The sequence below is a fragment of the Pirellulales bacterium genome, from assembly GCA_019694435.1.
Lineage (GTDB): Bacteria > Planctomycetota > Planctomycetia > Pirellulales > JAEUIK01 > JAIBBZ01.
This window is the reverse complement of the sequence record JAIBBZ010000044.1, coordinates 22,143-36,832: the sequence shown is the minus strand read 5'-3', so window position 1 is coordinate 36,832 and position 14,690 is coordinate 22,143. Positions and strand designations below refer to the sequence as shown.

The 14,690-nt window shown below is 64.5% G+C and carries 14 protein-coding genes; 11 read left to right on the top strand and 3 right to left on the bottom strand.

Annotation, left to right across the window (positions count from 1 at the left end; translation table 11 throughout):
* The 10 genes from K1X74_21320 to K1X74_21275 all read left to right on the top strand — a co-directional run.
* A partial coding sequence (locus tag K1X74_21320) for a hypothetical protein (protein ID MBX7168891.1) occupies positions 1-239 on the top strand: 239 nt, incomplete at its 5' end.
* Positions 240-662: 423 nt separating this feature from the next.
* Positions 663-1,367, top strand: a complete 705-nt coding sequence (locus K1X74_21315) for a PEP-CTERM sorting domain-containing protein (GenBank protein ID MBX7168890.1) — start codon at positions 663-665, stop codon at positions 1,365-1,367.
* 122 nt (positions 1,368-1,489) lie between these two features.
* Positions 1,490-2,281, top strand: a complete 792-nt coding sequence (locus K1X74_21310; GenBank protein MBX7168889.1) for a PhzF family phenazine biosynthesis protein — start codon at positions 1,490-1,492, stop codon at positions 2,279-2,281.
* A 115-nt stretch (positions 2,282-2,396) separates the two neighbouring features.
* On the top strand, positions 2,397-3,215 hold the full coding sequence (locus K1X74_21305) for an ABC-2 family transporter protein (GenBank protein ID MBX7168888.1): 819 nt from the start codon (positions 2,397-2,399) through the stop codon (positions 3,213-3,215).
* 4 nt (positions 3,216-3,219) lie between these two features.
* Positions 3,220-4,092: an ABC-2 family transporter protein gene (locus K1X74_21300; protein MBX7168887.1), complete on the top strand. Its 873-nt coding sequence runs from the start codon at positions 3,220-3,222 to the stop codon at positions 4,090-4,092.
* A 513-nt stretch (positions 4,093-4,605) separates the two neighbouring features.
* Complete coding sequence (locus K1X74_21295) at positions 4,606-5,256, top strand: PEP-CTERM sorting domain-containing protein (GenBank protein ID MBX7168886.1); 651 nt, start codon at positions 4,606-4,608, stop codon at positions 5,254-5,256.
* A gap of 232 nt (positions 5,257-5,488) precedes the next feature.
* The gene (locus K1X74_21290; protein MBX7168885.1) at positions 5,489-6,352 is read left to right on the top strand and encodes a sugar phosphate isomerase/epimerase; all 864 of its coding nucleotides are present in this window, start codon (positions 5,489-5,491) and stop codon (positions 6,350-6,352) included.
* Between the two features lie 12 nt (positions 6,353-6,364).
* Complete coding sequence (locus K1X74_21285; GenBank protein ID MBX7168884.1) at positions 6,365-7,321, top strand: UbiA family prenyltransferase; 957 nt, start codon at positions 6,365-6,367, stop codon at positions 7,319-7,321.
* Positions 7,322-7,348: 27 nt separating this feature from the next.
* Positions 7,349-9,781, top strand: coding sequence for a glycoside hydrolase family 127 protein (locus K1X74_21280; GenBank protein ID MBX7168883.1), 2,433 nt, complete (start codon positions 7,349-7,351; stop codon positions 9,779-9,781).
* Positions 9,782-9,883: 102 nt separating this feature from the next.
* Positions 9,884-11,203, top strand: coding sequence for an alkaline phosphatase family protein (locus K1X74_21275; GenBank protein MBX7168882.1), 1,320 nt, complete (start codon positions 9,884-9,886; stop codon positions 11,201-11,203).
* Positions 11,204-11,263: 60 nt separating this feature from the next.
* Here the strand turns inward: K1X74_21275 and K1X74_21270 are convergent, their stop codons facing one another.
* Positions 11,264-11,518: a membrane or secreted protein gene (locus tag K1X74_21270; protein MBX7168881.1), complete on the bottom strand. Its 255-nt coding sequence runs from the start codon at positions 11,516-11,518 to the stop codon at positions 11,264-11,266.
* 230 nt (positions 11,519-11,748) lie between these two features.
* Positions 11,749-12,720: a class I mannose-6-phosphate isomerase gene (locus K1X74_21265; GenBank protein ID MBX7168880.1), complete on the bottom strand. Its 972-nt coding sequence runs from the start codon at positions 12,718-12,720 to the stop codon at positions 11,749-11,751.
* 370 nt (positions 12,721-13,090) lie between these two features.
* On the opposite strand from K1X74_21265, the gene tatC reads away from it, so the two are divergent.
* Complete coding sequence (tatC, locus tag K1X74_21260; GenBank protein ID MBX7168879.1) at positions 13,091-14,137, top strand: twin-arginine translocase subunit TatC; 1,047 nt, start codon at positions 13,091-13,093, stop codon at positions 14,135-14,137.
* 84 nt (positions 14,138-14,221) lie between these two features.
* Here tatC and K1X74_21255 read toward each other — a convergent pair whose 3' ends face one another.
* Complete coding sequence (locus tag K1X74_21255; GenBank protein ID MBX7168878.1) at positions 14,222-14,569, bottom strand: P-II family nitrogen regulator; 348 nt, start codon at positions 14,567-14,569, stop codon at positions 14,222-14,224.
* Positions 14,570-14,690: the final 121 nt, after the last annotated feature.

Here is a 14,690-nt window from a genome sequence, read left to right as displayed (position 1 = left end):
AACAGATCGTTTCGCAGCGACATGACCGCTTGAGCGTGATCGGCAGCCTGGCCGTCTCGCCGCGCCGACGGCAGGTGAAACTGCGTTTTCGCGTGCACGACCACAACGTCCGCACGGCCGACGTGGTTCGTTATCTCTACGCGCTGCATTGGTCGAACCATCTCCCGATCGCCTTTGCGCATGGCGGAAGCACCGGCCGGGCAGGAACCTCCCATTTTCTCCGGACGGATTTCTCTTGACGAATCGACGGCGGCAACGGTAACTTACCGCAACTCGCTCGATTCCCGTTTCGCTGTATGAGCTGCTCGTGAGCTTGAGTTAATCGCCGACCCGCCTGATTCGCCTTCGCCGGCGTTTTTTCAGGCGTTCTTCGGGCTCGCTGCCCGCGGTCGGTCTGTTGTCCCGCGTTTCTCGGGTCCGTCGCCGTGTTTTCTCGTTGCGCTCCCGCGCCGCGAAGACAGGGCGCTTGATCGCTGAACCGCAACCGTCAACAGCACCTGGCCGATTCGATTGCTCGCGACTGCACCTTGGATTGCCTGAATTCTGCCAGGTTCGACTATTTGAAAGGAGTTCCGATGCGTTGCCACCCCCGTCTACTTTTCCTCCTGACTGCGATTGCGACCGTGGCGATCGCGGCCCCTGGGCTTGCCGGGAACCTGCCGTTGCAAGCGACGCTCTTTGTCGGCGAAAGTTCGTACGACATTCCGATTTCGCGCATCGAAGATCCGGAATCCGGCAAGGTCCGCTACGCCTTGGGTACCAAGGGGGACAACGGCGAGTACAGCTTCTTCTTCACCGACGAGACCAATTTCCAGGTCTCCGGCGGCGGGTTGTTCGATCCCGATCCGTCGATCAGCTACGGAATCTCGGTGATTGATTTTGGAACGCCCACCAACTTTGGTTTCATTTTCACGACTCCGATCGTCCCCACCTCCGCGCCGAACCTCGTTTCGGCGTCGATTTCCGGCGGCCTGACCGACACGCAGGGAGACGGCGTTTCGATCACCCCGCTGTTTGCCGACTCCGACGGCGATGGAATCCCCGAACTGCAAATCGCCAACGTCAACGCGCCGTTTACCAACATGGGCGTCGACGTGGGGCCCGCGCAATCGAACGGCAACGGCTCGCTGACGACATTCCCCTACGGGAGCTTCAACGCCGGTCCGATCCCCGGACCGGGACCGGGCCCCTTCACCGAGCTCAATGTGCAGCTCTCGTTCCAACTGTCGGGCGGCGGCGACATCGCCTCGCTGACCGGCATCGCCTCGATTATTCCGGTTCCCGAGCCGAGCAGCCTCGTGCTGGCCGGCCTGGGGCTGGCCGGCCTGGGCCTGATCGCGCGGCGACATCGCCGCCGCACGGCCTGAGCCGGGCAATGCCGCCGCGCGGCGACCGCGGCGCGAACCTGTAATTCTTCAACAGCCTCCACATCGCCGTGGAGGCTGTTGCATTTCTAGAGGCAGCGATTTTCATTCGAGGTTGACGGCCCATGCGCATTTCGCTGTACCAGGTCGATGCGTTTACTTCGCGCGTCTTCGGCGGCAATCCGGCGGCCGTCTGTCCGCTGGAGCGCTGGCTGCCCGCCGCGGTGCTGCAAGGCTTGGCGGCCGAGAACAACCTGTCGGAAACGGCGTTCCTGGTCGGCGGGGCAGGGCGGTACGAGCTGCGCTGGTTCACCCCGACGATCGAAGTCGATCTCTGCGGTCATGCGACCTTGGCCGCGGCCTACGTCGTGTTCGAGCACCTGGAGCCCGGGCGTGTCCATGTCGAATTCACCAGCCGCAGCGGCCCGCTCCACGTTCGCCGCAAGGGCGCGCGATTGGTACTCGACTTTCCCGCGCGTCCGCCGCAACCGTGCGTGACGCCGCCGGCCCTGCTCGCTGGCCTGGACCGTGCGCCGCGCGCGGTGCTGCGTTCGCGCGATTACCTGGCGGTTTACGACTCGGCGGCCGAGATTCGCGCCTTGCGTCCAGATTTTCGCCGCCTCGCCGAGCTCGACGCGCTGGGGCTGATCGTCACGGCGCCCGGTGAGGAGACCGATTTCGTCTCGCGCTTTTTCGCCCCGCAATCGGGCATCGACGAGGACCCCGTCACCGGTTCGGCTCATTGCACGCTCGTCCCCTATTGGGCCGAAGTGCTCGGCAAGACCGAGTTGACGGCCCGGCAACTTTCCACCCGCGGCGGCGAGCTCTGGTGCCGCCTGGCCGGCGAGCGCGTCGACATCGCCGGCGAGGCCGTGCTGTACCTGCGCGGCGAAGTGCTCGCCGACCTGCCCGGGTGAATTCGCTGCTGGCGCGCCTCGCCCGCGGCGCGAGCCCCCTTGGCGGTCCTGGCCGGGCCGCCTACGATTCGACGGCCGCCACGGCGGCCCCACAGCTCCTTCCAAGCAGGCGTTCATGCTGGCACGCGCGACAACCTGGTGGACGATCCTCCGCATCTGCATCGAAGAGCGGCTCGTCTATCGCGGCGATTTCGCGCTGGGCACGTTGATGCGGTTTCTGCCCTTCGTCACGCAGATTTTTCTCTGGAATGCCGTGTTCGCCGCCAACGGCAATCGGGCGATCGCCGACACCTACTCGTTCCACGATATGGTCGCCTATTACCTGCTGACCAACGTGGTGCGAGCCTTTTCGAGCATGCCGGGACTGGCCTCGAACATCGCGCTCGATATCCGCTCGGGTGGGATCAAGAAATACCTCATCCAGCCGATCGACATGATCGGTTTTCTGCTGCTGTCGCGGATGGCGCACAAGCTGGTCTACTATGCTGTCGCCACGGGCCCTTTTGCCTTGGTGTTCTGGCTGTGCCGGGGGTTTTTCCCGGGCTGGCCCGATTGGGACCTGCTGCTCGTCTTTCTGGCCTCGCTGCTGCTGTCGTTCTTGCTGGGCTTTTTCCTCGAGGCGGCCATCGGCATGCTCGGCTTCTGGCTGTTGGAAGTCAGCTCGCTGTTGTTCATCTATATGCTGTTTTCGTTCTTCCTCTCGGGTCACATGTTCCCGTTGGAACTGCTCCAGGGCCGTTGGAGTCTGGGCTGGGCGCTGCCGCCGCTGCAGTACCTGGCCTACTTCCCGACGGCCGTTTTTCTCGGCAAACTCTCGCGCGAAGAGGCCTACCTGGGCCTCGCGGTGCAATTGGGCTGGGTCCTGTTGTTCGCCTGCCTGTGCCGGTGGGCCTACCGCGCCGGCGTGCGTCGATACAGCGCTTTCGGGGGTTGAGACGATGTCGACAAGCCCGGCCACGGAATTGATGCCAGCCCCACGGTTGCGCGGCAATCGACCCTCTTATCTGCGCATCTTTGGCACGTTTGCCCGCAACAGCCTGATCCGGCATTTGACGTTTCGGGCCAATTTCATCGTCGAGGCGGTGACGTCGCTGGTCTGGATGCTGATGAACCTGGGGTTCTACCTGCTGGTGTTTCGCTATACCCCGTCGCTCGGAGCAGGGACCGGCTGGGGAAAATACGAGTTCTTCGTCTTTCTCTCCACGACGCTATTCGTGTCGAGCATCGTGCAGTCGCTGTTCATGCCCAACGCCGACGAGTTCGGCGAGTTGATCCGCAGCGGCGGCCTCGATTTCGCTTTGCTCAAGCCGATCGACACCCAGTTCCTCGTGTCGCTGCAAAAGATCGACTGGTCGGTACTCTCGAATTTCGGGTTCGCCGTCGTCCTACTCGCCTACAGTCTGACGCGGCTGGACGTGGTTCCGGGCCCCCTTCAATGGCTGCTCTATCCGCTCTATCTGGCGTGCGGCGTGGCCATTCTCTACAGCTTGATGATCAGCCTCGCGGCCTTGAGCGTGTGGATGGGGCGCAACCAGAGCCTGTACGATTTCTGGTTCTACATCACCACGTTTTCGCGCTACCCGATGGAAATCTACGAGGGCCCCATCGGTCGGCCGCTGCGTTGGGCATTCAGCTTCGTCATTCCGATCCTGATCGTGGTGAACGTGCCGGCGAGCCTGTTGGCCAAGCCGCTCAGCGCGCAAAACTGGCCCCTGGCCGGCTTCGCCATCCTGGCCGCTGCGGCCTGCCTGCTGGCGAGCCGCCGGCTGTTCACTCGGGCGCTCGATAGCTACCGCAGCGCGAGCAGTTGACCCGCGGCCGCTCGGCCAAGGGAATTTGGGTGTAGTGGCTGACTTTTTCCGGATTTCTTGAAAAGATCGTTGACACCCCCTCGGTCGCAGGCTAGGATGCTTCGAGTGAGTTGGCCGAACTGTCGGCCGCCCCAATTTCTAGGTTGCTAATGCAGCATTCGTGAGAGCCAAAACCTCGGATCGAGCGACGGTAGTCGCATTTTGATCCGTCCGGGCGCTCTGCCCAAGGCTCTCCACCCCCACTCCTCGGGTCTCGGGCGATTTCGTTTCGTCTGAGCGCTGCGCACCTCTCCGGCCGTAGCGCTTCTCAGCGACGTCATCTCGTCACCAGGCCCGATTACGCGTCCGCGTTCGCGCGCGCGCTTTGGGTTTTACCCGATGCGCCGAAGGGCCTGCGCGAGCGCGGCCAGTGCTGAACTGCTGCGTTTATTGCCGAAACACTCTCCTTGAGTTGTCAGAGACCGGAGGCATCTTGTGAAGGAACTTAACTTGAAAAAGAAACTTCTAGCCGCTTTGGTCGTCGTGGCCTGCTTCGCCACGGCGTCTGCTGCAATGGCCACCCCGCTCCCGCCAAGCGGTGTGACCATCCCCGTGTCCGCCGAACCCGATCCGACCGGCGGCGTCATCATCGCTTCGATGTCGACGCCGTTCTCGATCGCCGGTTCTTACTCGGGCGACCTGATTTCGGAGGTCATTTCGGGCGACCCGAGCAATCCGCTTGGCGGTTTGACGTTTACCTACTGCATCGTGGTCAACACCGGACCCAACTCGGTCAGCAACATGACCGTGCAAAACTGGGGCGGCTTCCTCGCTGACGCGAGCTACAAGGTTCCCTTGCCCCCCGGTGATATTGCACCTGCGGTCGTCACGCGGAATCCTGCGGGCAGCGTCATTAGCTGGTCGTTCTTCCCGATTCCGCAGCTCGATCCGAACACGGGCTTCCTGGTGGCCGGCACCAAGTCGCCGTTCCTGGTGCTGCAATCGGACGCTCCCAACTATGAACTCGCGTTCGCGGCCTTCAACGACGGTGGCATCACGACTGCCTCGACGTTCGGCCCAAGCGTGGTGCCGGAGCCCTCGACGGTCGCTCTGGCGCTTACGGGTGTCGGTTTGATCCTGAGCCGACTCGGCTTCCGCCGAGTGCGCAAGGGTCGACAGGCCTAAGAGCACGGCAAACCCGCGCTTTGCTGCCAGCGCGGTCGAATACATCCCAGCCGAGGCGGTTCATGCGGGAACCGCCTCGGCTGTTTTATTGCGCGCGGTCTGCTCAATCGGAAGCCCCTCGCGGCCGCAAGGAGGTACCTCCCGTGTTGACTTGGCGGCTGGTATAATCGCATTTCATCGGTAACACGCTGCCTGAACCCCGCCTTCTTGCCCTTGCCTCGGAGCCCGCGCGTTGCAGCTAGCCTTTAGTTCCAACGCGTTTCTCCGTTACCCGATCGACGAAACGCTGCGTACGATCGCCGAGCTCGGCTACCAGGGCGTGGAGATTCTGGCCGACGTACCGCATGCCTGGCCCGCGGGGTTGCTGCCGTGCCAGGTCGACAACATTCGGGCCCTGCTCGACGAGCATGGACTGAAGATCTCTAACATCAACGCGTTCATGATGAACGCCGTGGCTGATCCGAGGCAGCCCTACTGGCATCCTTCTTGGATCGAGCCCGATCCGCACTACCGGGCCATCCGCCGCGAGCACACCAAACGGGCCCTGCGATTGGCTCGGGAGCTGGGTGCCCCGCACATTACGACCGAGCCCGGCGGCCCGATCGCCCCGGGACAAAGCTGGGACGCCGCGGCAAGCGTCTTTTACGACGAGTTGATGCCTTGCCTGGAGCTGGCCGAAGAATTGCAGGTGGGCTTCCTCATCGAGCCGGAGCCCGACTTGATGATTGAGCGTTTCGAAGAGTATCTCCGGTTCGTCGAGCGCATCGACTCGCCGCAATTGGGCCTCAACTTCGATATTGGTCACGCGTTCTGCGTCGGCGAGGCGCCTGAGGAATGGGTCGCCAGGATGCAACCGCATACGCGGCACTACCATTTCGAGGACATTGCCGCGACGCGCGTGCACCGGCACTTGATCCCCGGTCACGGCGCGATTGATTTTACGGCGACGCTGCGGGCCATCGCCGCGAGCGGCTACCGCGGTTGGTTGACCGTCGAGCTGTATCCCTATCTCGACAGCCCCCGGGCCGCGGCGGCCGAGGCGCGGGAATTCTTGCTCCGGGCCATGGCTCAGACGGGCATTCCCTCGGCAAGCTAGGCGGAGCCGCAGGTGACACCCGACGAAACTACGTCTGCGCCGCGTCGGCCTGCTGCTCACTCGGCGACCGTGCTGGCCTACCTGCAACTCGGCCGCGTTCCCAACGTGTTTACGGCCCTGGCCGACGTGTTGCTGGGCTGGTTCATGGTCGAGCGCGCGCCACAGCCGTCTGCGACGCTGGCGGCTTTGCTCCTGGCATCGGCGTGCCTGTATACGTCGGGCATGGTCCTGAACGACGCGTACGACGCCGACGTCGATGCGCGCGAGCGGCCGCGGCGGCCGATTCCCTCGCAGCGTGTCCGCAGGCGTTTGGCCTTTCAGTTAGGATTTGCCTTGCTCGCGCTGGGCGCGGCGGCCGGATGCGCCGTGTCGCTCCTCGAGCAAAGCTGGGCGCCGGCCTGCGTCGCAGGCGCGCTCGCGCTGGTGATTTACGCCTACGACCGCGGGTTGAAGCACACACCGTTGGGCCCCTGGGCCATGGGGGCATGTCGCGGACTGAATGTGCTCTTGGGAATGAGCCCAGGTGCCGAGTCGTGGCACGCGCCGCATTACCTGGTTGCCGGCGGTTTGACGATCTATATCGCCGGCGTCACCCTGTTCGCGCGCCAAGAGGCCCAGCAGAGTCGCCGCGAGGGTCTCGTGATGGCGCTGGCCGTCATGTTGGCGGGACTCGGTCTGCTGGCGTGCCTGCCTCGAATCGTCGCGGCCGACGTGCGCGCGGACATTGTCGCTGAACGCTGGTGGCTGCTCTTGTCGCTGGTCGCGGCGCCGATCGCAATGCGCTGCCTGTTGGCCATTTTCCAGCCCGACCCGCGGCATGTGATGATGGCCGTGAAGACGGGCATCGTCTCGATCATTCTGCTGGATGCAACGCTTTGCGCTTGGCTGCGCGGCATGGGCCCCGCCGTGGTCATTGCCACCTTGGTATTTCCCACCTTGGCCCTGGGCCGGTGGGTTTATTCGACCTGAAAGCCCCGGCACCGACGAGGTGAAGTCATGCGCGTGTCCCTGGGTGCGACGCCGTGGTTGCTGTGCACCTGGGCTGCGGTCCAAGCGTTGGCCGCGCCCGTCGTGGCCGCCGCAGTCGACTATCCGATCCGGCCGGCGCCGTTTCAGGACGTCACGATCAACGGCGGGTTTTGGCTACCGCGGCTCGAGGCCAATCGCCGAACAACGGTCCGCTACGATTTTCAGAAATGCGAAGATACCGGCCGCATTGCCAATTTCGCCAAGGCGGCGGGGCTCGAAACGGGCAAGTTCCAAGGCATTTGCTACGACGATTCGGACGTCTTCAAGGTGATCGAAGGGGCCTCCTACACGCTCGCCGTGTCGCCCGATCCGCAACTCGACGCCTACCTCGACGGTTTGATCGCCAAGATCGCCGCTGCGCAGGAGCCGGACGGCTATCTGTACACGGCCCGCACGTTGGGCGCGACGGGATTCATGACCGGACGCGAGCGCTGGTCGAACTTGCGGGTCAGCCATGAGCTTTACAACGTCGGTCATCTGTACGAAGCGGCCGTGGCTCATTGGCAGGCCACGGGCAAACGCACGCTGCTCGATGTGGCGATCAAGAGCGCTGACCTTGTGGCCCGCACTTTCGGTCCCGGCGAGGGCCAACGCGTCGACGTCCCGGGCCATGAAGAGATCGAGATCGGCCTGGTCAAGCTGTATCGGGCGACGGGCGAGCCCCGGTATCTGAGCACGGCGCGGTTCTTTGTCGACGCGCGCGGACGCAAGCAGGGCCGCCGCGGCTTGTACGGCCCCTACGCGCAAGACCACGAACCGATCACCGATCAAGCGCTGGCCGTCGGCCACGCGGTCCGCGCGGGCTACTTCTACGCAGGGGTCGCCGACGTCGCGGCCCTGACCGGCGAAGCCGCTTATATCCGCGCCATCGACCGGCTGTGGGAAGACATCGTAGCGCGCAAGCTCTATCTCACCGGCGGCCTTGGCGCGCGGGCCGAAGGCGAGGCATTCGGCGAAGCCTATGAACTGCCCAACGCGACGGCCTACAACGAAACCTGCGCGGCCATCGCTAACGCGCTGTTCCAACAGCGGTTGTTCCTCCTGCACGGCGACGCCAAGTACATCGACGTGCTGGAGCGCGTCCTTTACAACGGCTTCCTGGCCGGTGTATCGCTGTCCGGCGATCGCTTCTTCTATCCGAATCCGCTGGCCAGCGCCGGCGACGCGCGCAAGGAATGGTTCACGACGTCCTGCTGCCCAGTCAACGTCGTGCGTTTCTTGCCCTCGCTGGCGGGATTTGCCTATGCCAGCCGGGACGACCATCTGTTCGTCAATCTGTTTCTCGACAGCCGGGCCAGGCTGCCGCTGGGCGATCGCACCGTCGAACTGGTTCAGCGGACCGAGTATCCCTGGTCAGAGCGAGTGTGCATCGAAATCTTGCCCACCGATGGCGCCGATGCGAGCTTTGCGCTCCACGTGCGCATTCCCGGCTGGGCGCAGGGGCATCCGGTTCCCAGCAATCTATATCGGTATCTGGATGACACTCCCGTCGGCTGGTCGCTGGCGGTCAATGGCCAAGCGGTCGAGCATCGCCTCGAACAGGGGTTTGCCGTCGTCCAGCGCGCGTGGCGCCAGGGCGATCGCGTCGAACTGGAGCTGCCGATGCCCGTGCGCCGCGTCGTGGCCCACGAACGAGTTGCCGACGACCAAGGGCGCCTGGCCGTGGAACGCGGACCTGTGGTCTATTGCGCCGAGGCGGTCGACCAGCCCGATCGCAAAGTTGCCCACGTCGTGGTGCCCGACGACGCGGAGTTCAGCATCGAACATCGCCCCGACTTGCTCGGTGGCGTCGACGTGCTGAGCGCAGCGGTCCGGGCGGCGCATCGGGCGGCGGACGGTACGACGGAGATCCGGCCCGCCGTTTTGACGGCCATCCCCTATTACGCGTGGGCCCACCGCGAACGGGGCGAAATGGCCGTGTGGCTGGCGCGCGACCCGGGCGTCGCGCGGCCGCTGCCCGCGGCGACCTTGGCGTCACGAGCCGCTGCGTCGGCATCGCATACCTGGCAGCGCGACACAACGGCTGCGCTCAACGATCAGGTCGAGCCCAGCAAGTCGGCCGACGATCAGATCGCCAGATTCACCTGGTGGGATCATCGCGGCAGCCAGGAATGGGTGCAGTATGACCTGGCAGCGACCAGCGCGGTTGCGCGTGCGGCAGTCTACTGGTTCGACGACACGGGAACTGGACATTGCAAGGTGCCCGCGTCGTGGCGACTGGTCTATCGCGACGGCGATGCCTGGCGGCCCGTCGAGTTGCAAGCCGGCTCGGCGTACGCGACAGCCGTCGATCGCTACAACGAGATTCAATTCGCCCCGGTCGAGACGAACGCCGTCAGGCTCGAGGTTCAATTGCAAGACGGCATGTCGGCCGGAATCCTCGAATGGCGGCTCGAGTAGCACCACTGACGCGCAGCACCCCGACGCGGTAAATTGCCGTTCCCGGCGGCGCAAGCATCCGCGCCGCGGTCCGAATTCGCATGCCACGCCGCTGAGTCCGCCATGCCTGATATCGTCGTCTTGCTTTCCCTCCCCGGATTGCGGAGCCAAGATCTGTCCTCGATGCCGGTTCTCCAGCGATTGGCGGCCACGGGCGAGGTGTCGCAGCTTGTACCGAGCTTTCCAGCGGTCACCTGCCCGGTGCAGGCCAATATGACCACTGGCCAGTTGCCCCACGAGCACGGCGTGATCGGCAACGGGTTCTACTATCGCGAACGGCACGAGTTCGAATTGTGGACGGCCTGGAACGAGTGCATCGAACGGCCGCAGATTTGGGACGTGCTGCACAAAGAGCGGCCCGGCGTGACCAGCGCGATCTGGTTTCCGCTGCATAGCAAGGGTGCCGGCGCCGACTACATCTGCACGCCGGCGCCGATTCACAACCCCGACGGCTCCGAGTCGCTGTGGTGCTATACCCGCCCGACCGAGCTGTATGGTCAGCTACGCGACCAGCTCGAGCACTTTCCGCTTTGGCATTTCTGGGGGCCACAGGCCAATGTCGCGTCGAGCCGATGGATCGCCGAAAGCGCGGTCATCGCGGCACAGCGGTTCCAGCCGCATTTCTTCTACATCTATCTGCCCCACCTCGACTATGCGGCGCAAAAGCACGGGCCTGACAGCCCCGAGGCCCAGCAGGCGCTCGGCGAACTCGACGCCGTCTTGGCGCCGCTCGTGGCGGGCATCGAAGCCGCGTATTCCCCCGCACAGCCGCTGTGGCTCGTGGCGAGCGAATACGCGATCGTGCCGGTCGAGCACGTGAGCTATCCCAATCGTGTGCTGCGCAATGCCGGGCTGCTCCGGGTTCGCGATGCGGGGGCAGGCGAGCTGATCGACTTGGCGACGACGCCGGCATGGTGTCTGGCCGATCATCAGCTCGGTCACGTCTATGTGGCTGACACGGCAGACGTCGAGCGCGTGGCGGCGCTGTTTCGGGGCCAGCCGGGCATTGCCGAAGTGCTGGTCGGTCGCGAGCGCGGCAAATACGATGTCGACCATCCACGCAGCGGCGAGGTAGTGCTCATCTCGACGCCGCAAAGCTGGCAGGCCTATTACTACTGGCTCGACGATGCCCGCGCCCCCGCGTTCGCCCGGCTGGTCGACATCCATCAAAAGCCCGGCTACGACCCGGTCGAACTACATCTCGACCTGACAACGCACAGCATTCCGCTCGACGCGACGCTGATTCGCGGTTCGCACGGCGCGCCGGCTCGGACCAACGAGCAGCGCGGGATCATCATTTCCTCGCAACGCGGCACGCTCGTGGGCCATGCGTTGGCCGACACCGACGTTTTCGACCTCGTACTGCGGCAATACGGCATCTAGTGCCGCCAGATTTGGCAAGGGTCGAGTCGGGCGACCCAATGAAGCCGTCGGCAGCTGCGCTCAACCGCCGCGCAGCCAGGTCGAAAACCAGCGCGAGCGCGTGGCCTCGGGCGCCGGACGATCGAAATCCTTCGGCCGCCCGCCCAAGACCGTGGGGCCGTACTCGTTCTGGGGATACGGATCGAAGAATTCGGCCCGGTCGCGCTGGAACTGTACGGTACCAGGAGCTGCCAGCCGGGGCGTCGCCTCGCCCGCGCATCCGGCCAACGCCAAACAGGCCGCCAGCGCACTACGGCGCAATAACGAGTGGGCCATGCCGGAGGGCTCCGTCCCGGTTGAGGGCCAAGCGTAAATCGAACGCGGATGTGCGCCTCGGGCGCAGAGCAGGGGCCGGATTATAGGCCGCGACCCGCACCGGGCGTAAGGCGAGCGGCAGCCGTGCCGCGCCTATTGATGCATCGACATCAAAGCAGTGACAGCTTGAAACAACCCGCCGTTCGGCACAAACGGAACCGCTGCCGGTCCGGACGGTGCGATCGGGCAAACTAGGGCAGGTAGATATCGAGCAGCGTTGCTTGCGCGCAGGGTTCGAGCAGCACCTCGCCGACTTCGGCAGGCACCAGGATGGTCTCGCCCAGCCGCACGGGCGCATCGACCGGGTCGCCAGCGACGCGCATCTGGCCCTCGATCGGCACGAGCAAATGGCAGCGATCGTCGCCACCGGCGTGCAGCGGCTCGCTCAGTCGCAGTCGATCCATGATGAACTTGTCACAGCGCACCAGGTTTTCGACCTGTTCGCGGGCCGTAGGTCGGGGCACGACTGGATCGATCGGGCCCAGGCCAAAATCGATCGCATCGAGGGCCGCCTCGATATGCAGCGGACGCGGCCGCCCATCGGCCCCTACGCGGTTCCAATCGTATAGCCGGTATGTCGTATCGCTGGCCTGCTGGATCTCGGCGATCAGCAGCCCTGCGCCCAGGGCATGCACCGCTCCGGCCGGAATGAACACGCAATCCCCCGGTCGCGGCTCGAAGCGATGCAGACACAGCTCGCTGGTTCCCCGGTTGACCTCGCGCGCCAAGGCCGCGCGGTCGAAGCCGCGCTTCAGACCGCTGTAGATAACGGCGCCGGGCTTGGTGCTCAGCACGACCCAGGCCTCGGTCTTGCCGAGGTCGGGCGGAATGAGCCGTGCGGCACGGGCATCGTCGGGATGCACTTGCACGGACAGCGTCTGCTGGGCGTCGAGAAACTTGAACAGCAGCGGAAATCGCGTTTGGGGGTGATGCCTGCCGAGCAGCGCCGGCCCCGACTCGCGCACCAATTCGCCCAGCGTCTTGCCGGCGAGCGGCCCCCTGGCAACGCGCGTCTGGTCGTCCCCGCGATCGCAAAGCTCCCAGCTTTCGGCGTAGTCGTCGCCCGGGGGCAGTTCCTTACCCAACTCGCTGGCCAACCGCCGCCCGCCCCAGAGGTAGCGGCGCAGCAAGGGCTCAAATCGCAAGGGATACATGCGGGGCATTGCGGTCCTCTGTTGCTGGCTCTGGCCGCGATTGTCGCGAATTGGCGCCGGTCCGCAATTGGCAGCCGCCCGGTACGATCTGCAGGTCTGGAGCGGTCTTAGGCGCCCTCGGAGCAGGTGCTCGCCGGGCTGTTCGCCGGCGGCCATTTGTTGGCGTCTGGCACCGCTGATATCATCGGAGGTGGCGCCGAAAGTCTTCGCGGCAGATCACCGCAACCTACCGCGCCTCGCGCCCAGCATCCGATTGGTTCGCCGTCCTGGTGCCCACCCCAATCGATCGGGGATGCCTTCCTCCCCCGCGGCCGCGCGCATGACCCGTTCGCCGTTGCCCGCCGACGGCGCAAGACCAGGTTGCGGTTTGCCCGGATTCATGTCGAAGCACCGCTACAGCGACGATCTGTTCAAAGACAGCACCATGACCTTCGGGGAACACCTCGAAGAGTTGCGGGTCTGTTTGTTCCGCGCGGTCCTCGGCCTGGCGATCGGCTTTGTGATCGGCCTGGCCTTGGGGCGGCCGGTCGTGGCGATGTTCCAGATGCCGCTCGATCGAGCCTTGCAGCGACACGTCGCCGAGCTGACCCGCGAGCGCCGCGCAGCGCAGGTCGCCGAGATGCCGGCCAACCAGCGCCCGCAGGGCGAAACCGATCCGGTCAACGAGCTGATCGACGAGGGCTTTACCTATGACGATTGGCTGATCGATCCCCGGCCGCTGTTGGATGAGATCGAGAAGACCTATCCGGGGGCGATCAATCGCGCGGCGCTGCCGCCGGTCGATCTGGCCAAAACCAAAGAAAACCTGATGCCGTTGCGGTTGTTCCGTCGGATCACCGACGACCGCCGCACCGAGCTGACGACGCTCAATGCCCAAGAAGGCTTCATGATCTATATCAAGGCGTCGCTCGTGACGGGCGTCGTCCTGGCCTCGCCTTGGATCTTGCTGCAGCTCTGGATCTTCGTGGCGGCGGGCTTGTATCCGCACGAGCGGAGCTACGTGTACGTCTTCCTGCCGTTCAGCCTGCTGCTGTTCCTGATGGGCGCGTCGCTGGCCTTTTTCTTCGTGTTCGACCCGGTGCTCGACTTCCTGTTCGCGTTCAATCGCTGGCTCGGGCTGGGCACCGATATGCGCATCAGCGAATGGCTTAGCTTTGTGCTGTTGATGCCGCTGGGTTTCGGCGTGAGCTTTCAATTGCCGCTGGTTATGCTGTTCCTCGAGCGGATCGGCGTGTTTACGGCCGAGATGTACGCGTCGCAGTGGCGGATTTCGGTGCTGGTGATTTGCGTGCTGGCCATGGTGCTCACACCGTCGGGCGACCCATACAGCATGTTGCTGATGGCCGTGCCGCTGGTGGGCTTGTACTTTGGCGGCATCGCCTTGTGCCGGTACATGCCCAAGAAGACCAGCGACGTGACGGTTTGAGCCGTCGACGAGCGACGCGCGTCGAATAGACGCACCAAGCAGCCCAGCCAGACCGCGGCAAGAACTAGCCAGACCGCGGCAAGCCTAGATCGCTTCGCTGCCGCGTTCGCCCGTGCGAATGCGAATGCAGTCTTCCAACGGCAAAACGAAGATCTTGCCGTCGCCGATCTCGCCCGCCTTGCCGGTGCGGCCGCCCTTGACGATCGCCTGGATGGTCGGCTCGACGAAGTCCTCGTTGACGGCGATCTGGAGCTGCACCTTGCGCGTCAGGTTGACCGCCACCTCGTGACCGCGATAGGTCTCGGTGTGGCCCTTTTGCCGGCCGAAGCCTTGAACGTCCATCACCGTCAGGCGGAAGACTTCGACTTCGCTCAGGGCCGCCTTGACGGCCTCCAGACGACTCGGCTGGATGATGGCGATAATCAGCTTCATCGAATCGCAAAACTCGACACGAACACGGGCGAAACAGAGCCGGAATCCTGATCCTAGCCGTCGGCTCCGAGGGTCTCAAGGGTGAAAAAGACGCCCCCGACTTGGGCAAGCCAGGCGGAGT

Bases quoted from the DNA above. Each gene is read 5' to 3' on its own strand.
- K1X74_21310 (MBX7168889.1), top strand. From the start codon at position 1,490: ATGCGCATTTCGCTGTACCAGGTCGATGCGTTTACTTCGCGCGTCTTC.
- K1X74_21305 (MBX7168888.1), top strand. From the start codon at position 2,397: ATGCTGGCACGCGCGACAACCTGGTGGACGATCCTCCGCATCTGCATC.
- K1X74_21300 (MBX7168887.1), top strand. From the start codon at position 3,220: ATGTCGACAAGCCCGGCCACGGAATTGATGCCAGCCCCACGGTTGCGC.
- K1X74_21280 (MBX7168883.1), top strand. From the start codon at position 7,349: ATGCGCGTGTCCCTGGGTGCGACGCCGTGGTTGCTGTGCACCTGGGCT.
- K1X74_21275 (MBX7168882.1), top strand. From the start codon at position 9,884: ATGCCTGATATCGTCGTCTTGCTTTCCCTCCCCGGATTGCGGAGCCAA.
- K1X74_21270 (MBX7168881.1), bottom strand. From the start codon at position 11,518: ATGGCCCACTCGTTATTGCGCCGTAGTGCGCTGGCGGCCTGTTTGGCG.
- K1X74_21265 (MBX7168880.1), bottom strand. From the start codon at position 12,720: ATGCCCCGCATGTATCCCTTGCGATTTGAGCCCTTGCTGCGCCGCTAC.
- tatC (MBX7168879.1), top strand. From the start codon at position 13,091: ATGTCGAAGCACCGCTACAGCGACGATCTGTTCAAAGACAGCACCATG.
- K1X74_21255 (MBX7168878.1), bottom strand. From the start codon at position 14,569: ATGAAGCTGATTATCGCCATCATCCAGCCGAGTCGTCTGGAGGCCGTC.